The sequence below is a fragment of the Neisseria subflava genome, assembly GCF_024205705.1.
GTDB lineage: Bacteria > Pseudomonadota > Gammaproteobacteria > Burkholderiales > Neisseriaceae > Neisseria > Neisseria subflava_D.
The window spans coordinates 1,674,447-1,696,025 of record NZ_CP073115.1 but is presented as its reverse complement, the minus strand read 5'-3'; the positions used below and the strand labels follow the sequence as shown (position 1 = coordinate 1,696,025).

The following is a 21,579-nucleotide window of genomic DNA, read 5'->3' as shown; positions in this document are numbered from 1 at the left end:
TTGCTTAGGATAAATAATCAGAAACCGATTAATCAGCGTTGTTTACTTTACGCCAAAACCAGGTTGGAGCAGGGCGCAAGGCTGACGCTCGTGACGGCTGCGGCGTGTTCTGCCGGCAATTTTGCCGCAGACAATACCCGGATCGTTTTTCTCTTCTGCTTTTTTCGAGCTTTTGTCTGACTTGCTCGCGTATTCGTTGCGTTTGTTTCTATCATCGCGGCGAGAGCGGCTGTCGTTGTGTTGAACCGGTTGCGCTTTGGCTTCATCTTGATTGTCGTTGCCCCACCAATGCGGCTCAAAGCCTTCGATGCGTTCCACATTCAAATCGCTGCCGATCAGCTCTTTAATGGATTCAAACATTTTCTGTTCGGTTTTATCCATCAAGGAAATGGCAACGCCGTCGGCACCGGCCCGGCCGGTACGTCCGATGCGGTGAACGTAGTCTTCAGGTTGGGTTGGCAGCTCGTAGTTGATGACGAAAGGCAACTCGGCAATATCCAAGCCGCGCGCTGCAACGTCGGTGGCAACCAAAACGCGTAATGTGCCTTCTTTAAAGGCATTGAGGGTTTCCAGTCGGCTTTGTTGGGATTTGTCGCCGTGGATGGATTGGGCGGCAATGTTGCGGCGGACGAGGTCGCGGGTAACTTGATCGACGCTTTGTTTGGTTTTGCAGAATACAATGACTTGATTCATATGCAAATCAACAATCAGACGTTCGAGCAGGTTGCGCTTTTTGAGTGCATCAACGGCAATGATGTGTTGCTCGACATTGGCGTTGGTGGTGTTTTGCGCGGCCACCTCGACCATTTCAGGCGTGTGCATAAAATCTTGTGCAAGCTTGCGGATAGGCGGTGAGAAAGTGGCGGAAAAAAGCAGGGTTTGTCGCTGTTTGGGCAACATCTGCATGATTTTGCGGATATCGTCGATGAAACCCATATCAAGCATACGGTCGGCTTCATCGAGTACAACGATTTCAACTTTGTTTAAATTAATGTTTTTTTGTTTGACGTGGTCGAGCAGTCGGCCAACCGTCGCGACAACAATTTCGCAACCGGCGCGCAAGTCGGCAGTTTGTTTGTCCATATTGACGCCGCCGAAGAGGACGGTATGGCGCAAAGGAAGATTTTTAATGTATGCCTGCACGTTTTGATCGATTTGATCGGCCAGTTCGCGGGTCGGGGTCAATACCAACATGCGGACAGGGTGCATGGCAGGGAGGTGCTGGATGTGGCGTAGCGTTTCAGGCGTTCGAGGCTGGGCAGCATAAAGGCGGCGGTTTTACCTGTGCCGGTTTGTGCTGCGGCCAAAAGGTCGTGTCCTGCCAAGGCTTTAGGAATCGCTGCTGCTTGAATAGGCGTCGGGTTTTCATAACCCTGATCAGTCAGGGCAGAGACTAATTCGCTGCCTAAACCGAGTGAAGAGAAAGGATTCATGATGGTGGCTTTCTGTTCAGACGGCCTTTTGAATGATAGGCCGTCTGAAAAATCTGATTCTGAAATGGACAAACCGCAGTATGATGTTGATTCTGCGGTTTGAAAAAAATGGGGAGCGGAATAATCCGTCAAGTAGTCCATTATGCCATAAAAAGAGGGACTCCCCAAATGATGGTTGCGACTAGGAACAGCCAAGTTTTGATATTTTTACAGTGAAAAAAAACAGAAAAAATGACTGGTCTGCAAGATTTTGAGTTTATTGAGGATTAAGCATTTGTCTTAACTTCAATAGAATTAATTTATCAAAAACTTACAGGTTGAAATGAAACTAAATTGCACTCATGTACTCAATATTGAGGTACAGAGCTTGTTTTGTAGCCTGTATCTCCCGTTTAACGGTAAACCATAAAATCAAAATTTAGGAATATACAATTATGAAAACTTTATTAATCGCTCTTGTAACCGGTAGCCTGATGTTGGCAGCTTGTTCTTCTTCCAAACCTGAAGAAGCGGCAGCGCCACGCATTACTGTTGAAGAAGCAATGACTCAATGCCATCAAGCATCTGGTGAAAATGCTGACCGCGCTGTGTTTGATGCTTGCATGAAAGGCAAAGGCTATCAACGTACAGCTGAATCAGTTGCTTCCGATCCTGCTGCGAGCCTGTAGCTGATTCTGAAACTGCTGTTCCTGCTAAAAAAGCAGCGTTAAGAAAGCAAAAAAATAAGCGTCATAAAATTCAAGGAAGTTACTCTCATCAATACTCCGGATGAAGGTAGACTTAGAGCAACTTGAAAACAAAGGCCGTCTGAATATGTTTCAGACGGCCTTTGTTTTTTATGTATAAGGCCATTATTCAGAGATATGTTTTTGGTTTTATTAAAAAATAAAAAAAGACGTGTAACGGGTACACGTCTTTTTCGGAGAATGAGCCTTATTGCTTATATTCGCTGCCGTCTTCACGGAAAAGTTTTGGCTGTTCGCCTTTTTCAACAACCTCTTTATTGATGACAACTTTTGCTACGTCTTTCAAATCTGGCAGAGTGTACATGGTGTCCAAGAGGCAACGTTCGACGATAGAACGCAGGCCGCGCGCACCGGTTTTACGTTCCATCGCCAGTTTGGCGATGCTGCGCAAGGCGTCTTCTTCAAACTCAAGGCCGACATTTTCCATTTCAAACAAGGTTTGATATTGTTTGACCAAGGCATTTTTCGGCTCGGTCAAAATGTTGACCAAAGCATCTTCATCCAATTCTGCCAATGTGGCAATCACGGGCAGACGGCCGATAAGCTCGGGAATCAAACCGAATTTAATCAAGTCTTCAGGCTCGACGGTTTCAAACAGGGCTGAAATATCAGCGTTTTCATCTTTGCTGTGTACTGCCGCACCAAAGCCGATACCGCCTTTTTCAGTACGTTGACGGATGACTTTTTCCAAGCCGGCAAATGCACCGCCGCAGATAAAGAGGATGTTGGTAGTATCAACGTTGATGAATTCTTGGTTCGGATGTTTGCGGCCGCCTTGAGGGGGAACGCTGGCTACCGTGCCTTCAATCAGTTTCAGCAGGGCTTGTTGCACGCCTTCGCCGGATACGTCGCGCGTGATCGACGGATTGTCGCTTTTGCGTGAAATTTTATCGATTTCATCGATATAAACGATGCCGCGCTGGGCTTTTTCAACGTCAAAATCACATTTGCCCAAAAGTTTGGTGATGATTTGTTCGACATCTTCACCGACATAACCGGCTTCGGTCAAAGTTGTGGCATCCGCCATGACAAAAGGTACATCCAGTTTGCGCGCCAAAGATTGCGCCAACAGGGTTTTACCTGAGCCGGTAGGGCCGATAAGCAGGATGTTGGATTTGGACAATTCAACCTTGCCCTCTGCTTTTGGATGGCGCAGGCGTTTGTAGTGGTTGTAAACCGATACTGCCAACGCTTTTTTTGCGTGTTCCTGACCAATAACGTGGTCGTTGAGGTTGGCAACGATTTCGGCCGGGGTTGGCAGTTTTTTCTCGGCGTTTTCTTCTTTCGCTTTGGCAAGCTCGTTTTCAATTTCGCCGGATTCGTTGTCTTGCAGCATTATGCCGCAAGTTTCTACACATTCGTTGCAGATAAAGGCGTGTTCGCCTTCGATCAGGTTTTTAACGTCGTTTTCGGACTTCCCGCAGAATGAACAGGTGCGTTTTTCTTCAGACATAATAATTTCTTCGTATGGTTGTATGGAGGCTGTGTTGTAAAGGGGAACAGATATTTCGGGCGTATTGCCGAATTGAGGGAATGCCTCTGACAAAGGAGCCTAAGTATAATGACTATCTTGTGTTTTTTCAAATCAGAGCAGGCATTGTGCTGTATCGTCTAAGAAACAGATGCGGGCGCTGGATTTGAATATCTCGCAAACAAACGCAAAGTTTTCTCAACTCGCTTTACAATTAGCGAAAAATTTAACAGAATGTTGAATTAAATGTATTTTTTTTGAATTGGCAGATATGAAATTCTATAAAACTTTAGGAATGGTATGGACAGGTGTGGCATTGGCCTTTGCTTCTACGCCTGCCGTTGCCGATGATATGGATGTATTGGGACAATTTTTGGAGCAAAATTTCCCAGTGCAAAATGACCCGATGGAAGCTTTTGCGTTGAGTCATGCCGACCAAGTCGAAGCTCAAGCCGCTTTGGCAGGTCCTCTGCTTTCTTCGCAATCTGCTTTGATTTTCAATAATAAAACCGGTGAAGTGCTGTATCAGAAAAACCCTGATCGTGTCATGCCGATTGCTTCTATTTCCAAATTGATGAGCGCGATGGTGGTGTTGGATGCGCATCTGGATATGAACGAGCCGATTACGATTACCGAGGCTGAAATCGACCGTCTGAAAGGTACGGGCAGCCGTTTGAGCATCGGCACGACGCTGACACGCGGCGAACTGTTGCACCTGAGCCTGATGAGCAGTGAAAACCGTGCTACTCATGCGTTGGGCCGTACGTATCCGGGCGGTATGAGCGCATTTGTTGCGGCTATGAATGCCAAAGCGCAAAGCCTGGGTATGACCAGCAGCCGTTTCTATGAGCCTACCGGTTTGAATTTCCAAAACGTTTCCACTGCACGCGATTTGAACCGTATGGTTGCGGCAGCCAGTAAGTATCCGCTGATCCGTAAAAATTCGACTTCAAATTACGGCTCGGTTTGGACGGCAAACGGTCGTCAAAACTACAAAAACTCCAATGCCTTGGTGCGTGAGGGCAGCTGGAATATCGAATTGCAGAAAACCGGCTATATTCGTGAAGCAGGACGTTCTATGGTGGTTAAGGCCAATGTACAGAATCAGCCGATTACCATTGTATTGCTCAACTCTCCGTCTTCTACAACCCGCGTAAATGATGCGCGTAAGATTGAATCTTGGATGCTGCAGCGCCGTTCTTAAATGTTACGCTTAAAGGCCGTCTGAAACCGTTCAGACGGCCTTTTATGTAAAATGTATTGAATTTGGGTACAATGTCGTTACATTAACTTAAAAACACAGAGAGAAAACATGTTGAAAAAACTGAATAAAAAATATTGGGCCGGCATGGGAGTGATTTTGGCGTTGACCGGCTGTACTTCTGTAGCGGATATGGTTGGCTACGATACTGCGACTTTAAATGAAGACGCGGCTAAAAGTTACTCACAAGTCATTCAAAACGCGCGTGGTCAAAAAGCTTTGGATGTTTCATCTCCAACCGCGCAACGCGTTCAACGCGTGTTTGCACGTCTGCGTCCTCATGCTGAGCGCGCCAACAAAACCGGCGTGCCTTTCAACTGGCAGATGAACGTTATCCGCAGTGATGAAATGAACGCATGGGCAATGCCGGGCGGTAAAATGGCCGTGTACACCGGCATAGTAGAAAAATTGAAGCTGACAGATGATGAAATTGCCGCCGTTGTCGGCCATGAAATGACCCATGCTTTGTTGGAACACAGTAAAAAAGCTTTGGGCGGACAAGTATTGACTGGCTTGGGCGGTTCGATTTTGGCCAGCTCAACCGGTGTGGATGGTGATTTGGTCGGATTGGGTGCAGATTTGTTGGCAACCAAACCGTTCTCACGCCATCAGGAAAGCGAAGCGGATGCCGGCGGCGTGCGTTTGATGGCTGAAGCAGGCTACAATCCTGAGGCTGCGGTAAGCGTGTGGGAAAAAATGAACAAAGTACAGGGCGGCAGCTCATTATCTATTTTGTCGACTCACCCGACCAATCAGGCACGTATCAATGCAATCCGCAAAATGTTGCCTGAAGTAATGCCGATTTATCAGAAAAACAAACGTTAATTTGACGTATTGATGATTTTGCCGGTTTGAACAGATGATTCAAACCGGCAAAGTTTTATTCTTAGCCTGACAGTTTGGCAAATTTATCCCAATTTGCCTGAACGTAGGCTGCTGCGGTTTCCAAGTCTTCGTCGGCAACGTCATAATAATCGCCGTCAAGCTCTTCAAAATCGGGAAAAGCTTTGCGGATTTCATCGAAATCTCTTTGCTCATCTGCCATTTTTTCAATGGCTTCGCCGTGTTTTTCGTACAGGGCTTTGGCTTTGTCTAAGATTTTTGGTATCGGTTTGATGCGCCAGCGGCGCAGACTGTCGGCAACTGGATTGCCGAAGATGTATTCTCCGTATCCTGAAGCGATAAGCTGTACGAAGCCGCCTTCTTGAACCTGGCTGTCGAGGTAGCAGAGAGCGGTTAATGTATGCTGTTCGTCGTTGAGGCTGGACATGTCCTCGTCGCCTGTCTGTTCGGTGTGGTCCAAATAGGCTGCGCTGAGTGTATAAAGAAATGAAGCGGAATCGGAAGTATCGAAATCTTGAAGGCGGAGCAGGGTGGTCATAATCATCAAAGGCCGTCTGAAAAAAGTGATTATATAATGTTTTCAGTCTGAACCTAGCGGCCGTTTTGCTTTACAATATCGGAAGATAAGAAAACATAGTGAGGAACCAAACCATGAGTACACAGTCTGAAAAAAACGTTGTAGTCATCAAGCCGCAGGATTTGCCGCTGCATTGCTCCGGCCCTAATCATGAAACGTGGAACGGCCATCCGCGTGTGTTCTTGCCGATTCAGTCCAACAGTGAGATTGAATGCCCGTATTGCGGCACTTATTACCGTCTTGATGGCGAGATTCCGCATCACCATTACTGATCTATGCCTATGTTGAACAAAATCATCTGCGCTTTGTGCGTGAGTTTGTGCGCTGCGTGCGGCTCGTATAAGGCCGTGCGCCCTGACGCGCCGTTACCGGTCATTGCACAGGCGCAGACGTATTCTGTTCGTTATCAATCCGCACAAGGTCGGACGATTACTGCAATTTATATCAACAGCCACAGCCCGATGATGGTTGAGCTGCGTGAAGGCAATACGGTTGAGAAACTGGTGCAAGTCCGCTTGCGGAGTCAGGGCGTCGAGTACGCCAATCCCAGCTCGCGTTGGCAAATTGGCGATGGGTTTGCCGTACTGATTCGCGGCGGAAAAGAAGTTGTATTTAAAGAGATTGTGGAATAGGGCGGTTTAGCCTTTAGCCAAATATTTGATTAAAGGTTTGGGCAAACCATAATCCGCTAAATGTTCTGATGATACCCAAAGGCCGTCTGAAAGATGTTCAGACGGCCTTTGTTGCGTCTGAAAAGGGGTAATCATCAATAAGCGGTGGGTCAGGCGGTGGGTAAACATGGTTTGTTCTTCAAGGCCGTCTGAAACAATGCCGAAGTGTTCGGCGTAAGCATACAAATCGTCTAATTTTTCAAAACAGGGTACGCAATACAGACCGCCCCAAATGCCTTTGGCAGGGCGTTTTTCAAGCAATAATGCGCCGTCAGTGTGATGAATAATCAGCCAATAAAGCGGCAGAGTTTGCACTTCGGGAGCGGTTTTTTTGTGGGGCAGCTCGTCAATGCGGTTTTGTTTTTTTGCTTCGCAGATTTCTGCCATAGGACATTGATGGCACAAAGGTTTTGTCCGTTTGCAGACGGTCGCGCCTAAATCCATCAGTCCTTGTGTATAGGCAGGCATATTGGCGTTTTCAGACGGCATCAGGCTTTCGGCAAGCGTCCAAAGCGAGTTTTCAAATTTTTTGTCTTGCGGATTGCCATCTTGGGCAAAGACACGGCAGAGAACGCGTTTGACGTTGCCGTCCAAGATGGTTTCGCGTCGGTTGAAAGCAAAGGCAGAAATGGCGGCGGCGGTACTTCTGCCTACGCCGCAGAGTGTTTCCAAGTCCTTGCGCTCGGAAGGAAAGATGCCGCCGAATTGTCCGACGACTTGTTGCGCGGCTTTGTGCAGGTTGCGTGCGCGGCTGTAATAGCCCAAGCCTGCCCACAAGGATAAAACCTCGTCTTGCGGCGCAGCGGCAAGCGATTGCACGGTTGGGAATTTGGTTAAGAAACGCGGATAGTAGTCCAATACGGTAGCAACCTGCGTTTGTTGGAGCATGATTTCTGAAAGCCAGACGGAATAGGGGTCTTTGACCTGCCAAGGCAAGTCGTGACGACCATGCTGCCGTTGCCAATCGATGAGTCGTCGTGCAAAGGATGTGGGTGTGTTCATTAATATTTACTTTTTAATTATTTATTTTTAAAACAGTATGTTGCAATATAACATACGAAATAATAATCAGAATTGACTTATATAGTGGAGGGTATATAAATATAGTTAACGTGGATTTACGCTGTATTGTTAAAGTTTATTAACCGCTCAAGGAGATTCACATGAAAGCAATGGTTTATCATGGCGCAAACGACATCCGTTTCGAAGAAAAACCCCGCCCTCAAATTATCGATCCGACCGATGCAGTCGTCAAAATCGTTAAAACTACGATTTGCGGTACCGACTTGGGTATTTGGAAGGGAAAAAACCCTGAAGTTGCCGACGGTCGTATCCTCGGTCATGAGGGCATCGGTATTGTAGAAGAAGTCGGCGATGCTGTAAAAAACATCAAAGTCGGTGATAAAGTCATTATTTCATGTGTCAGCAAATGCTGTACTTGCGACAACTGTAAAATCCAACTTTATTCACACTGCCGCAACGGCGGTTGGATCTTGGGCTATATGATTGACGGTACTCAGGCCGAATACGTCCGTACGCCTTATGCCGACAACAGCTTGGTTCCGCTGCCTGACAACGTCAACGAAGAAGTTGCCCTGCTGTTGAGCGATGCTTTGCCGACCGCCCACGAAATCGGCGTGCAATATGGTGATGTGAAACCTGGCGATACCGTATTCATTGCAGGTGCCGGCCCTGTCGGTATGTCTGCGTTGTTGACTGCACAACTGTATAGTCCTGCCGCCATTATCGTTTGCGATATGGACGAAAACCGCTTGAAACTGGCGAAAGAATTGGGCGCGACCCATACTATCAACCCTGCTTCCGGCGATGTGAGCAAGCAAGTTGCCGCTATCGTTGGCGAAGACGGCGTAGATTGCGCCATTGAAGCGGTCGGTATCCCTGCGACTTGGAATATGTGTCAAGACCTCGTGAAACCCGGCGGCCATATTGCTGTGGTCGGTGTACATGGTCAATCCGTTGATTTCAAACTGGAGAAACTGTGGATTAAAAACCTTGCCATCACTACCGGCCTGGTTAACGCCAATACCACCGAAATGCTGATGAAAGCCATTTCCAGCAGTTCAGTGGATTACACCAAAATGATGACCCACCATTTCAAATTCAGCGAATTGGAAAAAGCTTACGATGTATTCAAACACGCTGCTGAAAACCAAGCCATGAAAGTGGTTTTGGAAGCGGATTGATTTGAAAATCGCTTAATATGCCGTTAATTAAAGGCCGTCTGAACATTCAGACGGCCTTTTTGTATGGTTTTATTTTTTCTTCAACCAAACGCCGTTTTCGATATGGTGGGTAAATGGGAATTGGTCGAACAGGGCGGCGCGTTCTATAGTATGGGTTTGACAGAGCGTGTCGAGGTTAGCACGCAGGGTCTCAGGATTGCAGGAAATATAGAGGACGTTGTCGAATCGGGCAACCAATTTGAGCGTCTCATCATCAACACCGGCGCGTGGAGGATCAACGAAAATAGTTGAAAAATCATAGTTTTTCAAGTCGATGCCTTGTTCTTGCAGGCGGCGGAATTCACGGTTTTGCGTGTATGCCTCGGTAAATTCTTCCGCAGACAGGCGGGCGATTTTGAGATTGGTAATTTGGTTGGCTTCAATATTCCATTGGGCGGCGTTGACGGAGGTTTTGGAAACTTCGGTCGCCAATACTTGATTGAAATGTTGCGAAAGCGGCAGGGTGAAATTGCCGTTGCCGCAGTACAGCTCAAGCAGGTCTTTGCCTAAGTTTTGCGCAGCATCACACGCCCACGTCAGCATTTTTTGGCACACTTGGGCATTGGGTTGGGTAAAGCTGCCTTCGATTTGACGATAGCGGAAGGTCTTGCCGTTGACTTCCAACGCTTCGGTTACAAAATCTTGGCTCAATACGATTTTTTGTCTGCGGCTGCGGCCGATGATGTGGATGCCCAAAGTATGCGCCAGCTCTTGTGCGGCTTGTTGCCATGCTTCGTTCAGCTTCTTGTGGTAAATCATGGTAACCAGCATTTCACCGCTTAAAGTGGACAAAAATTCGACGGCGTACCAGCGGTTTTTCAGCTCGGGATGATTGGATGCGGCTTCAATCAATTTCGGCATCAAGGCATTAATGGATTCGGACGCAGCAGGAAATTGGTCGCAACGGATCAGGCTTGCCCCACTTGCCTTTTGTCCGCGTTCAAACATGGCGTAAAACATTTCGCCGCCCTCATGCCAGATACGGAACTCGGCGCGCATCCTGTAATGCTGTTCCGGAGATTCAAAGACTTCGATTTCAGGGAAATCCAGTCCTTGGAAAAGTTGCTGAAGATATTGCTTTTTGTCGGCTAGTTGGTGCTGGTAGGCAGTCATTGGGGCAGTCTTTCAAAAAATAATGGCGAATTATAATATAGTTGGCGCAAAGATACGAAAGGCCGTCTGAAACATCGGTTTCAGACGGCCTTTGATTTCAAAGCATCAGCTTGTCAATCAGCCTTGCATTTGTTTGGCTTGAACGGCAGTCAGGGCGATGGTGAAGACGATGTCTTCAATCAATGCGCCGCGGGACAAGTCGTTAACTGGTTTACGCAAACCTTGCAACAACGGGCCTACGCTCAGGATGTTGGCGCTGCGTTGTACGGCTTTGTAAGTACAGTTGCCGGTATTGAGGTCTGGGAAAACCAAAACGGTTGCTTGACCGGCAACAGCGCTGCCCGGAGCTTTGGATTGGCCGATAGATGGAACAGTAGCCGCATCGTATTGCAACGGACCTTCGATGGCCAAATCAGGGCGTTTTTCTTTCGCCAGTTTGGTGGCTTCGATCACTGCATCGACATCAGGGCCGCTGCCTGAGTTGATGGTAGAGTAGGAAATCATGGCTACTTTTGGATCGATACCGAAGGCTTTGGCGCTGTCGGCAGATTGGATGGCGATGTCGGCCAGTTGTTCCGGAGTTGGGTTTGGATTAACCGCGCAGTCGGCAAATGCCAATACTTGGTTAGGCAGCAACATGAAGAATACGCTGGATACAAGGCTTGCACCCGGAGCGGTTTTAATCAGTTGCAGGGCAGGGCGGATGGTGTTGGCAGTAGTGTGGACTGCACCGGAAACCAAACCGTCTACGTCGTTTTGAGCCATCATCATGGTGCCGAGTACGACGGTGTCTTGCAGCTGTTTGCGTGCATCTTCAGGAGTCAGGCCTTTGGATTTGCGCAATTCGCACATCGGCTCGACGTATTGTTCAACCAAAGAAGCAGGATCGATGATTTCCAAAGAATCAGGCAGGTTGATGCCACGTTCTTTCGCTACGGCCTCAACTTCTTCGCGGGTAGCCAACAGTACGCAACGGGCGATGCCTTTTTCGTGACAGATAGCGGCGGCGGCGACGGTGCGCGGTTCTGCACCTTCAGGCAGAACGATGCGCATATCGGCTTTGCGGGCAAAATCGATCAGGTTGTAACGGAATTGGGCTGGAGACAGGCGTTTGGCTTCGCGTTTTGCCAAAGCGGATACGTCTTGCAGTTTGTCGCTGGAGCCGAAGAAAGTCAGGCCGGTTTGCTCGGCAATTTGTGCACCTAAAGCAGCGGCTGCGCCGTCAATGATGAAACCTTCCAATAAGCCTGGAGAGTTGGTATAGAGCTGTTTGGCAAGGTTTAATTGTTGGGCGACGGCGGCTGCGTCGGTGTTGTCGGATTTCAGTGCCAATACAACGCCTGCATCCAAAGACAGCGCCAATTCGACGTTTTTGCCTGCCAGGAACAATTTGTCCGCATCAGGAGTGATGCCTTCGATAACGAGGTTATCTGCATTTAATGCTGCAACTTTACCGACAAGCGCGTCAAACCAGTCATCGCTCTTGCCTTGAGCCAGCAGGGCTTCTGTAGTGGAGTCAACGGCTTGGAAAACTTGCGCATTCAATGCCGCTGCAAATGCTTTTGCCGCTGCATCGGCGCTCAGGCCGGTAGATACCGGTGCGATCAGGATTTTTGCCATTTTGTGTCCTCTCTTTCGTTAATTGTAGAAGGGTGTTGCTGTGGCGCAGCTGGTGCTGCATTTAATACTTCAGGATTGAAGTTTCTTTAATGTATTCACGGTCATATTGACATATGCCATCAGGCCGTCTGAAAAGTATAAACGCAATGGACCAAATTCATCAATCCCCCATTGCCGCCAAAAGCTCGGCTTGATGCTCGGCAATCAGGGCATTGGTGATTTCTTCTAAATCGCCGTCCATCACAAAATCCAGTTTGTGCAGGGTAAGGTTGATGCGGTGGTCGGTCACGCGGCCTTGTGGGTAGTTGTAGGTGCGGATGCGTTCGCTGCGGTCGCCGCTGCCGATTAGGGATTTGCGTTCGGCGGCTTCTTTGGCTTGGGCTTCGCGTTTTTGTGCATCGTTTAAGTGGGCGGCGAGGACTTTCATCGCCTGCGCCTTGTTAGCGTGTTGGCTGCGGCCGTCTTGGCATTCGACCACCATACCTGTCGGCAAGTGGGTAATGCGGACGGCGGAGTCAGTTTTGTTGATGTGCTGACCGCCGGCACCGGATGCGCGGAAGGTGTCGATGCGCAGATCGGCCGGGTTCAACTCGATGTCTTCCAGTTCGTCCGCTTCGGGCATGACGGCGACGGTACAGGCTGAAGTGTGGATACGGCCTTGGCTTTCGGTCGCGGGGACGCGTTGTACGCGGTGGCCGCCGGATTCAAATTTTAGACGGCTGTATGCGCCCAAGCCGATAATGCGGGCGATGACTTCTTTATAGCCGCCCAATTCGCTTTCGTTGGAGGAAACGATTTCAACCTGCCAACGGTTGCGCTCGGCGTAGCGGCTGTACATGCGCAGCAAATCGCCTGCAAACAGCGCGGCTTCGTCGCCGCCGGTACCGGCACGTACCTCGATAAAGATGTTTTTATCGTCGTCGGCATCTTTTGGCAGTAGTAGTTTTTGCAATTCGGTATCGAGTTCGTCGATTTTGGCTTTGGCCGTTTCAATTTCTTCGGCAGCAAAGTCTTTCATTTCAGGGTCGGACAGCATTTCTTCGGCATCTGCCAAGTCGCTTTGCGCCAGCTGATAGTTTTGGAAGACTTCGACGACGGGGGTCAGTTCGGCGTGTTCGCGTGTGAGTTTGCGGTAGTTGTCCATGTCGGACGTGGCTTCAGGCTGACCGAGCAGGTGCGTGACTTCTTCCAGTCGGTCGCTGAGTTGTTGTAGTTTTTCTAAGATAGACGGCTTCATAAATTTTCCAAAATACGGATGCCGTCGAGTGGTCTGCAACGGCGAAATAAGGAGTCATTATAATGGGTTTGAATGAAAATTCAACAAGATATGATTGATTGGAAAGGCCGTCTGAAACTTGTTTTTGAGTTTCAGACGGCCTTTTTCATATGGGCTTATTTAGGAGCAGCCAAGATGCCTGTTTGGTTCAGCAGGAACAAAACGGTAAAGCCGGTCAAATAAATCAAACCGATAATGGCGAGGAAATTCATGCCCATGGTCAGTTTGTGGCGTTTGTCGCCTTTGACGAGGCGGTAGTTCAGCCAAGCGAACACAGGGGCGGCAACGAAGGCGGTGATCATGGCGAATTTGAGCAACTCAGCCATTGCGCTGTTGAACCAGAAAATCACTGCCAAGCCTGAGCCTGCGACCCAAATGTTCCAAGCGAACAGTTCGACGTTGCCGGTTTTGTCTTTGCCGCGCAGCAGGCGTACCGGTTCGGCAATCGCGCGCGCGTAGCCGTCCACTACGGTAATGGTGGTGCCGTACATGCAGGCGAAAGCAATAAATGCCACTAATGGACGAGACCAGTCGCCGATGGTCACAGCGTACATATTAATCAGTTGGCCGACATATTTGCCGCCCGCCATTTGCACTTCTTCGCCGTTGCCGTATTGGACATATGCACCCAAGGCGAGGAAGACGACTGCCAAAATCGCGCTGGTAATGTAGCCGACGTTGAAGTCGAAAATACCGTCGCGGTAGCTGGAAGGGTTGATGCGTTGTTTTTCGGTAACCCACAAAGAGTTGATGGCGGAAATTTCAATCGGCGCAGGCATCCAGCCCATCAGCGCGATGAGGAAGCCCAAGCCTGCCAGTGTCCACGGGGTAGGCTCGATAAAGTCGGGTTTCATCTGCATGCCGCGAGACATGGCCACGGCTGCCGCGGCGACGGTGGCGATCGTCAGGCTGACGATGATGATTTTGGAAACGTTGTCCAATGCTTTATAGCGGCCGCTTGCCAAAATCAGCAGGCAGGAAACCATAATCATGACGGACACCATGCCGGCATCGAAAGTCAGCGACGGGATCGCCATTTTGACGATGGCGGCGGTAACGATGGCGACTGCACCGGCATTAATCGTTGCTGATGCAATACATAAAATCAAAAATACCCACAAATAAACGCGGCTTTTTTCGGCATAGCCCTCAATCAGGCTTTTGCCCGTGTCCAGCGTGTAATGTGCGCTGAAGCGGAAAAATGGGTATTTGAACAGGTTGGTCAGAATAATAATCAACGCAAGCTGCCAGCCGTAAAGTGCGCCTGCCTGCGTGGAGGCAATCAGGTGCGAGCCGCCGACTGCCGCCGAAGCCATCATGATACCCGGGCCGAGAGCATTGATTTTGCTCTTCCAGGTGGAAGCGTGTGTATGTTGTTCAGCCATAATTAGTTTCCGTCTTTTTCAGACGGCCTTATTATCAAAAAAAAGCACATTTTAACGTAAATAAAAAGTTTGCCCAATAATATGCGTAATACTTTTTATCAATCAAAGGGAAAATACGGTGTTAAAAAGCCGAGATGACGGAGTGAACGATAATTTTGTGCCAAAAACATTTTTTCAGACGGCCTTGTATCGCTTTTTATTCATGAATATGGGGTAGGGAGGGCAGAGTGTGTCGGTTTGGAAACGAAATGGCTGTGCAAGGCTTTTTGATGCCTTGAGGTCGGCATATTAAGGGGAAGTATGGAGCAGGGAATTCACGTTTTGCTCGGTGATTTCAGACAGTTGTGCCAGCGGTACGCCGCGCAATTCGGCGGCAATTTCGGCGATACGGCGGATGTTGGCTGGTGTATTGGTTTCATGGCCGAGCATGAAAGGGCTGTCGGTTTCGAGAACAAAATCCCTGTCATCTAAGGCTTGTAAGGCGGCACGGACTTTTTTTGCATTCGGGTTGAGCAGCAGTGAGCCTATGCCGATTTTGAAGCCGAGTTTCACCAAAATCCGCACTTCTTCTACGCTGCCGGAGAAGGCATGAACGATACCGCCTCGTGTGAAACCGGTGGTCTTGACGGCGGCGGCAATGGCAGCGGTGGCTTTCAGATTATGGATGATGACGCGGCGGTTGAGGTTTTGGGCGAGGATGAGTTGGCGGATAAAGACGTCGGTTTGCGTATCGCGTTGTGCTTGGGTTTGCTTTTTGCCATAAAAATCCAAGCCGATTTCGCCAACCCATGCTTGCGGATGCCGGATTAATTCTTTCTCTAACTCTTGGAATGCTGCCTCGTTGAGGCCGTCTGAAAACCACGGATGAATGCCTAAAGCGATATGGATGTTTTCAGACGGCCTTTCCAACTGCGCAACGGAATGCCAATCCTTGGGGGATGTAGCCGGTACGACAAAACGCGCAACGCCGACGGCTTGCGCTTCGGCAAGTATGGCTGGCAGCGTGTCGGCAAGTTTGGGGTCGGCAAGATGGCAGTGGGTGTCGGTGAAAGTCATATTAAATAGCGGTTTACAGCAGATTTAATTGTCGCAATTCTTGTTGCACCTTATCTGCATTCCAGTCGTGCGATACGGCAAGGGTCATCAATGCAGTGGCAGTTTCGAGGTTGCATTTGCCGCCGTTGATGATACCTGCCTGACGCAAAGCATCGCCTTGAGCATAGACGGCGGCGGCGCAACCTTGCGGCACTTGGCTGATGTTGAGCAGCAATTTGCCTTGTTGCGTAAAGGCTTGGACGGCTCGGACAAACGCATCGTTGCTTGGCGCATTGCCGTGACCGTAGCTTTGCAAAATCAGGGCTTGGGTGGAAAGGTGGGGCAGGCCGTCTGAAAGCTCTTGTGCGGCATAACCGGGAATCAGCGTGCGGACGGAAACTTTGGCTTCGGGATTTGGAAGACGCGGTTTGAGGCCGTCTGAATGTTGGGTCGGGGCGGTACGGATATTGTGCCAACCTTTGTTTTCCTCCCATTCGGCAAGCGCGCCAAAATGCAGGTTGTCAAAACCTGCGGCGGTTTCAGTGCTGACCTTGCTGCTGCCGACGGCGGGGAAGAGTTTGCCGTCAAAGGCAATCGCCACTTGTTTGAGTTTGAGCGAGAAGGCGGAAACGGCGGTGGCAAGGTTGCGCGGCGCATCGCTGTTTGTGGCATCGTAAGGCCATTGTGAGCCGGTCAGGATAACGGGTTTGTCCAAACCTTGCAGCGAAAGGGCGAAGAGGTTGGCGGTGTATGCCATGGTATCTGTACCGTGTAGCACCAAAATGCCGTCATAGTCAGGCAGTTTGGCGATAATAAGCTCCAGCCAGTCGCGTTGGTTTTGCAGCGTTACTGCTGAAGAATCGATGAGCGGCTGGCAAACGTGCCATTCGAAATCAAGGCCGTCTGAAAAGGGGGCAAGGGCTTTATCGACGAGGGCGGTGTCGGGACGCAGGCCTGCGCTGCTTTGGGTCATGCCGATGGTGCCGCCGGTGTAGAGGACGAAGATTTTTTGTTTCATGGTGTTTCTGATGAATGATTGAGGCCGTCTGAAAGCAGGGAAGTGTTTCAGACGGCCTGGAATGGTTTATTGATTGGCTTGTTTTTTGGCTTTTGCAGCGCGTTTTTCGTGCAGTTTTTCACGGAAGAAGGTATGGCGGCGGTGTTTTCTCCACCAAATCCAGCCGACGATGACTGCACCGATGCCCAGTACGGTAAAGATACCTGATTGCAGGCTGTGCATTTTTTTCATCAGCCAGTCGGTATTGCGTGCACCGTATTCGCCCAGATAAATCCAAACTGGAACGGAAATCAGCGCGGCCAAGCCGTCCATCAGGATAAAGCGCAGGTAGGAAACCTTACGGCTGATGCCAGCGGTCACGAAAACGGCAGTACGCAGGCCGGGCAGGAAACGGGCGACGAATAAAACCCAGTTGCCGTATTTGTCGAATTTTTCCTGTACTTGGGCGTAGCGTTTGGGTGTCATCACGCGCGCAATCGGTTTGAATTTAAGGATTTTTTGCCCCCAAATTCGGCCGGCCGCAAACATAAAGCCGTCGCCTACCAATACGCCAAGCATGCCGACGGCAAACATAATATGCGAGTTGGTATAACCCAGGCCGGAAATCACACCGCCGGTTACCAGCGTCAAATCTTCAGGAATCGGCACGCCGAAGCCGCAAATAACCAAAACGAAAAACACGGCCGCATAGCCGTATTCAACGAAAAAAGATTCTAAAATTGCAAACATGGCCGCCGTCCCACGATAAATATTGATTGATGACTGGATTAAGTTGGAATTTTACCAAAGATAAGGCCGTCTGAAAGCAATCACAAGCAGATATTGTTTAAATTTGACGGTAGTTTGCAAAAAATCTCAAAATTCGCACGTGGAAAGTTGGGATTTGAACAGATTTGGCAGGTACAATAGCCGCTGGTTTATCTTTCAAACCCGAAATGGCAGTCTGTTTTCAGACGGCCTGTTCAGGAAAATGAAATCATGAAATACAGAGATTTGCGAGAATTTATCGCCGGATTGGAAGCTGATGGCAAACTCAAGCGCATTCAGCATCCGGTGTCGCCGCATTTGGAAATGACCGAAATCGCCGACCGCGTGCTGCGCGCCGAGGGGCCGGCGTTGTTGTTTGAAAATCCGATTAAGCCTGACGGTACGCGTTATGATTATCCCGTGTTGGCGAATTTGTTTGGCACGCCCGAGCGCGTGGCGTTGGGCATGGGTGCGGACAGTGTGTCTAAACTGCGAGAAATCGGGCAGACGTTGGCGTATCTGAAAGAACCCGAACCGCCCAAAGGCATTAAGGACGCGTTTTCCAAACTGCCGTTGCTGAAAGACATTTGGAGCATGGCGCCGAACGTGGTGAAAAATGCGCCGTGTCAGGAAATCGTGTGGGAAGGTGAAGACGTTGATTTGTATAAACTTCCGATTCAGCATTGCTGGCCGGAAGACGTTGCGCCGCTGGTAACATGGGGTTTGACCGTCACGCGCGGGCCGTACAAAAAACGCCAAAATCTCGGCATTTACCGTCAGCAATTAATCGGCAAAAACAAGCTGATCATGCGCTGGCTGTCGCATCGCGGCGGCGCGTTGGATTATCAGGAATTCCGAAAACTCAATCCCGATACGCCGTATCCCGTCGCCGTCGTGCTCGGCTGCGACCCCGCCACCATTTTGGGCGCGGTAACGCCCGTTCCCGATACCTTGAGCGAATACCAGTTTGCCGGACTGCTGCGCGGTTCGCGGACGGAACTGGTGAAATGTATCGGCAGCGATTTGCAAGTGCCAGCCCGTGCCGAAATCGTGTTGGAAGGTGTGATTCATCCGAACGAAACCGCGTTGGAAGGCCCATACGGCGACCACACCGGCTATTACAACGAGCAGGACCATTTCCCCGTATTCACGGTCGAGCGCATTACCATGCGTGAAAACCCGATTTACCATTCTACCTACACAGGCAAACCGCCCGATGAACCTGCCGTTTTGGGCGTGGCGTTGAACGAAGTGTTCGTACCGCTTTTGCAAAAGCAGTTCCCCGAAATCACTGATTTCTACCTGCCGCCAGAAGGCTGCTCCTACCGCATGGCGGTGGTCAGCATGAAAAAACAGTACGCCGGACACGCCAAGCGCGTGATGATGGGCTGCTGGTCGTTCCTGCGCCAGTTTATGTACACCAAATTCATCATCGTGGTCGATGACGATGTAAACGTGCGCGACTGGAAAGAAGTTATCTGGGCGGTAACCACGCGCATGGACCCAGTACGCGATACCGTGTTGGTGGAAAACACGCCCATTGACTACCTCGACTTCGCCAGCCCCGTCAGCGGACTCGGCGGCAAAATGGGTTTGGATGCGACCAACAAGTGGCCGGGCGAAACCGACCGCGAATGGGGACGTGTGATCAAAAAAGACCCTGCCGTTACGGCCAAAATCGATGAGATTTGGGAGAGTTTGGGTTTGTAGATGTCGGATTTATTGGAATTTCTACTTCAAATATTGATGGAAATTATTGGGTCTATGTTTGAGGGTACGATAGAAATATTGAGGCTCGATTGGAGAAAAAGAAAACTCTCCAAAAAAGGCTTGATAATGTTGGCTATATGGTTTGTTATCATTGTTGCACTGATTGTGTATATAGTCATTCCTAAATAAACATCTTATTCTGACATATATATCTGTTAAAAGGCCGTCTGAAACTTTTTGGGTTTCAGACGGCCTTTGACTTGAAAACTTATCGTGGTTTGAGCCACTTCCATTGTTCTTGTATGGTTTCTTGCAGGGCTTTTTGTTTTTCTGCAGACGTGGTCATGCCATTGGTCAAGCGGCTGTAATCAAGGGTAATGGAAGGGTTTTGCACGGTTCCGCCGATTTTGAGAGGAATCGGTTTGTTTTTTGGCTGCAGTACGTTGCTGATAAGCAGGTTTTCCGATAGCTTTTGGGTATTCAAATCGGTATAGCCGCTGCTGACAACGTGCAGGCTGTCGGAAAACAGTTCGGTATTGATATGATGGCTGATGCCTTTCTCAATTTCGCTATTGAGGGTGAAATGATGGAAAGGGGTTTTGAGGTTGCTGTTGTCGATTTTTTCCGAAGAGATGCCGTTTTTCAGAATGCTGTCCATATCGATACCGTGCCATGCGCCGTTGGTAATATCGAGGAGCAGGCTGCCGTTTAGGGCTTGTATCATTTGAGCGCGGTCGTTGCCGGAAGTTTGAATATCGATAACGGCATCGCCGCTGCCGCTAAAGCTGTGGAAACCGAACAGGTCTTGCAACAGCGGCTGAATTTGTATGCCTTTCGCGTTTTGCTGAAGGTGGTAGGAAGCAGGTTGGGTCGCCGCAATACTCAGGCCGCCCTCAGTTTTGCCGCCATAAAGCCCGGCTTTGAAACGGTGTAGGGCGATATGTTCTTTATCGGCGGTGAGCAGGGATTCGATGTTTTCTAATTGCAGGCCGGCAGTTTGAATGCTGCCGATTTGGAGGTTGGCCTCAATGTCGGGCAACCAGGATTTGGCCAGCAGGGAAGGAAGATTCAGTGATGGCTGGGTTTTCAGATCTTCCAAGTAAGGGGTCAGATTGAGTTTTTGTAAGGCGATACCGGCGTCAAGGTGCGGACGCGGTTGGGCATCGCGTTGGTATTTAAAGGCCAAGGCGAGGGCTTGTCTGTCAAATGCGCCTTTCAGACGGCCTTCCCATGTATTGAGGCTGAAATTGGCCTGTCCTTCGAGGGTGCTGATGAATCGGGGGCGGGGAAGGCGGTTGATGGTGTCTTGTAGGGTGCTGAGGTGCAGTTTGGGTGCATCGATGCCTTTGCCTTTTTGCCAAACCAACGGGCTGGAAAAGGTAAAGTTGGTTTGGAGGCGGTCGTTTTTATGGCTGCCTTTGAGTTCAAAATTGGCGGCGGTCAAAACGGTTGGATAGAGGTTGGTTTTGTCCAGTTTGAATGAACCGTCCCATTGGTTGTTTTCACTGCCTGCGGTCAATGCGCCATTGAGTGTGTTGAGGTGCAAATAGCCGTTTTTGAATTGCAAGAGGGGAGAACGTGCGTTGATATGCAAGTTTTGATAGTCGCTTTCGGCTTGCAGATTGAAGTCGCGCAAAAGGGCGGTTTGGTTTTGCCAATTAAGGCTGCCTGCGATTTGGGCATCCAGCTTGTTTTTGAGTAATACGGTTTGCAGGTTTAATTTGAGGGCGGGAACGCTCCAGCCGGTATCATCTTGTACAAGATGGCCGATGCCTTGCCAACTGATGGGGTTACCGATGTTTTGCAGTGTGCCGCTCATATCGAATGGACGGCCGTCTGAATCAGCTCTGCGCAGGGAAAATTGCAGATCGTTTAAGGCAATATCTTGTTCTTTATTGTGATAACGGATGCTGCCGTTATTGATGATGACGCGGTTGAGCTGAAAACTTTCTTTTGACGATGGGTCTTGTTGTAGGCAGACGGGCAGATGGTGTTTTGAGTCCAGTGTCAGTGTCGGGTTTAAAAGAATCCATTTCTCAAGTATGGGCGCATCCGACCATAGGCTGCTCCAACCAAAGCCCATTTTGGACTCGGCGATGTTCAGCGTCGGTGTGTCAGGTTCGGAAGAGGAAAGGCTGAGGTCTTTTAAAATTAGCGTGGGGCGCGGCAGCCATTTTCTGCCGATAGTGGCGTTGTATTTGATTTGGCAGCCATGGGCGGAAAAGTTTTTTTGTATAAATGCGTCGATGTTTTCTGTGTTGAATATGCGGAACATTAAGGCACTCAATACCGCCGCGAGGCATAAAAGCGCGGCAATGCTGAAAACCAGGGATTTCAGCCAAAATTTTCCTGAGTGCAACATGGAATGAACAGACAATTCAGATTCTCGCTTTGATGGGAGCTTTAAGGAGTGATTGGAAGTTTAAGCCT

General features: G+C 49.4%; 20 protein-coding genes. 7 read left to right on the top strand and 13 right to left on the bottom strand.

Annotated features, from left to right (window positions below; genetic code table 11):
• Positions 1-42: 42 nt before the first annotated feature.
• The gene (locus KCG54_RS08200) at positions 43-1,194 is read right to left on the bottom strand and encodes a DEAD/DEAH box helicase (RefSeq protein WP_432761027.1); all 1,152 of its coding nucleotides are present in this window, start codon (positions 1,192-1,194) and stop codon (positions 43-45) included.
• The gene (locus KCG54_RS12065) at positions 1,182-1,433 is read right to left on the bottom strand and encodes a DEAD/DEAH box helicase (RefSeq protein ID WP_432761005.1); all 252 of its coding nucleotides are present in this window, start codon (positions 1,431-1,433) and stop codon (positions 1,182-1,184) included. The genes KCG54_RS08200 and KCG54_RS12065 overlap by 13 nt, the downstream gene beginning before the upstream one ends.
• Positions 1,434-1,867: 434 nt before the next feature.
• Here KCG54_RS12065 and KCG54_RS08195 point away from each other — a divergent pair, with 434 nt between their 5' ends.
• On the top strand, positions 1,868-2,101 hold the full coding sequence (locus tag KCG54_RS08195) for a hypothetical protein (protein ID WP_254323901.1): 234 nt from the start codon (positions 1,868-1,870) through the stop codon (positions 2,099-2,101).
• Between the two features lie 265 nt (positions 2,102-2,366).
• Here the strand turns inward: KCG54_RS08195 and clpX are convergent, their stop codons facing one another.
• Positions 2,367-3,632: an ATP-dependent Clp protease ATP-binding subunit ClpX gene (gene clpX, locus KCG54_RS08190; RefSeq protein ID WP_254323900.1), complete on the bottom strand. Its 1,266-nt coding sequence runs from the start codon at positions 3,630-3,632 to the stop codon at positions 2,367-2,369.
• 313 nt (positions 3,633-3,945) lie between these two features.
• Between clpX and KCG54_RS08185 the strand changes: the two genes are divergently transcribed.
• Both KCG54_RS08185 and KCG54_RS08180 read left to right on the top strand, forming a co-directional pair.
• Positions 3,946-4,854 (top strand): serine hydrolase, encoded by a 909-nt coding sequence (locus KCG54_RS08185; RefSeq protein WP_254325009.1) that lies wholly within the window; start codon positions 3,946-3,948, stop codon positions 4,852-4,854.
• 108 nt (positions 4,855-4,962) lie between these two features.
• Entirely contained in the window at positions 4,963-5,736 is a 774-nt protein-coding gene (locus KCG54_RS08180; RefSeq protein ID WP_049331599.1) for a M48 family metallopeptidase, read from the top strand.
• Positions 5,737-5,797: 61 nt separating this feature from the next.
• Here the strand turns inward: KCG54_RS08180 and KCG54_RS08175 are convergent, their stop codons facing one another.
• Positions 5,798-6,292 carry a DMP19 family protein gene (locus tag KCG54_RS08175; RefSeq protein WP_254323899.1) on the bottom strand — a complete coding sequence of 165 codons (495 nt, stop codon included), beginning with the start codon at positions 6,290-6,292 and terminating at the stop codon, positions 5,798-5,800.
• Positions 6,293-6,405: 113 nt separating this feature from the next.
• Here KCG54_RS08175 and KCG54_RS08170 point away from each other — a divergent pair, with 113 nt between their 5' ends.
• A complete protein-coding gene (locus tag KCG54_RS08170; RefSeq protein WP_003745781.1) occupies positions 6,406-6,603 on the top strand; it encodes a zinc-finger domain-containing protein in 198 nt (65 codons plus the stop codon).
• 3 nt (positions 6,604-6,606) lie between these two features.
• Positions 6,607-6,963: a hypothetical protein gene (locus tag KCG54_RS08165; protein WP_036473192.1), complete on the top strand. Its 357-nt coding sequence runs from the start codon at positions 6,607-6,609 to the stop codon at positions 6,961-6,963.
• 6 nt (positions 6,964-6,969) lie between these two features.
• Here the strand turns inward: KCG54_RS08165 and mutY are convergent, their stop codons facing one another.
• Positions 6,970-8,004 (bottom strand): A/G-specific adenine glycosylase, encoded by a 1,035-nt coding sequence (gene mutY / locus KCG54_RS08160; protein ID WP_254323898.1) that lies wholly within the window; start codon positions 8,002-8,004, stop codon positions 6,970-6,972.
• Between the two features lie 161 nt (positions 8,005-8,165).
• On the opposite strand from mutY, the gene KCG54_RS08155 reads away from it, so the two are divergent.
• A complete protein-coding gene (locus tag KCG54_RS08155) occupies positions 8,166-9,206 on the top strand; it encodes a zinc-dependent alcohol dehydrogenase family protein (RefSeq protein ID WP_254323897.1) in 1,041 nt (346 codons plus the stop codon).
• Positions 9,207-9,275: 69 nt separating this feature from the next.
• On the opposite strand, the gene trmA is transcribed toward KCG54_RS08155, so the two are convergent.
• From trmA to KCG54_RS08120, 7 genes are all read right to left on the bottom strand, one after another.
• Positions 9,276-10,358 (bottom strand): tRNA (uridine(54)-C5)-methyltransferase TrmA, encoded by a 1,083-nt coding sequence (gene trmA, locus KCG54_RS08150; RefSeq protein WP_254323896.1) that lies wholly within the window; start codon positions 10,356-10,358, stop codon positions 9,276-9,278.
• Positions 10,359-10,475: 117 nt separating this feature from the next.
• Complete coding sequence (gene pta, locus KCG54_RS08145) at positions 10,476-11,978, bottom strand: phosphate acetyltransferase (protein WP_254323895.1); 1,503 nt, start codon at positions 11,976-11,978, stop codon at positions 10,476-10,478.
• A 160-nt stretch (positions 11,979-12,138) separates the two neighbouring features.
• Complete coding sequence (gene prfA / locus KCG54_RS08140) at positions 12,139-13,215, bottom strand: peptide chain release factor 1 (protein WP_254323894.1); 1,077 nt, start codon at positions 13,213-13,215, stop codon at positions 12,139-12,141.
• 155 nt (positions 13,216-13,370) lie between these two features.
• Complete coding sequence (locus KCG54_RS08135; protein ID WP_254323893.1) at positions 13,371-14,639, bottom strand: Nramp family divalent metal transporter; 1,269 nt, start codon at positions 14,637-14,639, stop codon at positions 13,371-13,373.
• A 288-nt stretch (positions 14,640-14,927) separates the two neighbouring features.
• On the bottom strand, positions 14,928-15,695 hold the full coding sequence (locus KCG54_RS08130) for a TatD family hydrolase (RefSeq protein ID WP_254323892.1): 768 nt from the start codon (positions 15,693-15,695) through the stop codon (positions 14,928-14,930).
• Between the two features lie 13 nt (positions 15,696-15,708).
• Positions 15,709-16,692 carry an asparaginase gene (locus KCG54_RS08125; protein ID WP_254323891.1) on the bottom strand — a complete coding sequence of 328 codons (984 nt, stop codon included), beginning with the start codon at positions 16,690-16,692 and terminating at the stop codon, positions 15,709-15,711.
• Between the two features lie 66 nt (positions 16,693-16,758).
• On the bottom strand, positions 16,759-17,421 hold the full coding sequence (locus tag KCG54_RS08120; RefSeq protein WP_070607941.1) for a DedA family protein: 663 nt from the start codon (positions 17,419-17,421) through the stop codon (positions 16,759-16,761).
• 249 nt (positions 17,422-17,670) lie between these two features.
• On the opposite strand from KCG54_RS08120, the gene ubiD reads away from it, so the two are divergent.
• Positions 17,671-19,149, top strand: a complete 1,479-nt coding sequence (gene ubiD / locus KCG54_RS08115) for a 4-hydroxy-3-polyprenylbenzoate decarboxylase (protein ID WP_254323890.1) — start codon at positions 17,671-17,673, stop codon at positions 19,147-19,149.
• 268 nt (positions 19,150-19,417) lie between these two features.
• Here ubiD and KCG54_RS08110 read toward each other — a convergent pair whose 3' ends face one another.
• Complete coding sequence (locus KCG54_RS08110; protein ID WP_349306444.1) at positions 19,418-21,511, bottom strand: AsmA family protein; 2,094 nt, start codon at positions 21,509-21,511, stop codon at positions 19,418-19,420.
• Between the last annotated feature and the right edge of the window lie 68 nt (positions 21,512-21,579).

Excerpts from the sequence above, each read along its gene's own strand:
- KCG54_RS08195 (WP_254323901.1), top strand. The coding sequence starts at position 1,868 with ATGAAAACTTTATTAATCGCTCTTGTAACCGGTAGCCTGATGTTGGCA.
- KCG54_RS08125 (WP_254323891.1), bottom strand. The coding sequence starts at position 16,692 with ATGAAACAAAAAATCTTCGTCCTCTACACCGGCGGCACCATCGGCATG.
- KCG54_RS08155 (WP_254323897.1), top strand. The coding sequence starts at position 8,166 with ATGAAAGCAATGGTTTATCATGGCGCAAACGACATCCGTTTCGAAGAA.
- clpX (WP_254323900.1), bottom strand. The coding sequence starts at position 3,632 with ATGTCTGAAGAAAAACGCACCTGTTCATTCTGCGGGAAGTCCGAAAAC.
- KCG54_RS12065 (WP_432761005.1), bottom strand. The coding sequence starts at position 1,433 with ATGAATCCTTTCTCTTCACTCGGTTTAGGCAGCGAATTAGTCTCTGCC.
- trmA (WP_254323896.1), bottom strand. The coding sequence starts at position 10,358 with ATGACTGCCTACCAGCACCAACTAGCCGACAAAAAGCAATATCTTCAG.
- pta (WP_254323895.1), bottom strand. The coding sequence starts at position 11,978 with ATGGCAAAAATCCTGATCGCACCGGTATCTACCGGCCTGAGCGCCGAT.
- KCG54_RS08180 (WP_049331599.1), top strand. The coding sequence starts at position 4,963 with ATGTTGAAAAAACTGAATAAAAAATATTGGGCCGGCATGGGAGTGATT.
- KCG54_RS08120 (WP_070607941.1), bottom strand. The coding sequence starts at position 17,421 with ATGTTTGCAATTTTAGAATCTTTTTTCGTTGAATACGGCTATGCGGCC.
- KCG54_RS08185 (WP_254325009.1), top strand. The coding sequence starts at position 3,946 with ATGGTATGGACAGGTGTGGCATTGGCCTTTGCTTCTACGCCTGCCGTT.
- prfA (WP_254323894.1), bottom strand. The coding sequence starts at position 13,215 with ATGAAGCCGTCTATCTTAGAAAAACTACAACAACTCAGCGACCGACTG.
- KCG54_RS08165 (WP_036473192.1), top strand. The coding sequence starts at position 6,607 with ATGCCTATGTTGAACAAAATCATCTGCGCTTTGTGCGTGAGTTTGTGC.
- mutY (WP_254323898.1), bottom strand. The coding sequence starts at position 8,004 with ATGAACACACCCACATCCTTTGCACGACGACTCATCGATTGGCAACGG.
- ubiD (WP_254323890.1), top strand. The coding sequence starts at position 17,671 with ATGAAATACAGAGATTTGCGAGAATTTATCGCCGGATTGGAAGCTGAT.
- KCG54_RS08110 (WP_349306444.1), bottom strand. The coding sequence starts at position 21,511 with ATGTTGCACTCAGGAAAATTTTGGCTGAAATCCCTGGTTTTCAGCATT.
- KCG54_RS08130 (WP_254323892.1), bottom strand. The coding sequence starts at position 15,695 with ATGACTTTCACCGACACCCACTGCCATCTTGCCGACCCCAAACTTGCC.
- KCG54_RS08200 (WP_432761027.1), bottom strand. The coding sequence starts at position 1,194 with ATGTTGGTATTGACCCCGACCCGCGAACTGGCCGATCAAATCGATCAA.
- KCG54_RS08175 (WP_254323899.1), bottom strand. The coding sequence starts at position 6,292 with ATGACCACCCTGCTCCGCCTTCAAGATTTCGATACTTCCGATTCCGCT.
- KCG54_RS08135 (WP_254323893.1), bottom strand. The coding sequence starts at position 14,639 with ATGGCTGAACAACATACACACGCTTCCACCTGGAAGAGCAAAATCAAT.
- KCG54_RS08170 (WP_003745781.1), top strand. The coding sequence starts at position 6,406 with ATGAGTACACAGTCTGAAAAAAACGTTGTAGTCATCAAGCCGCAGGAT.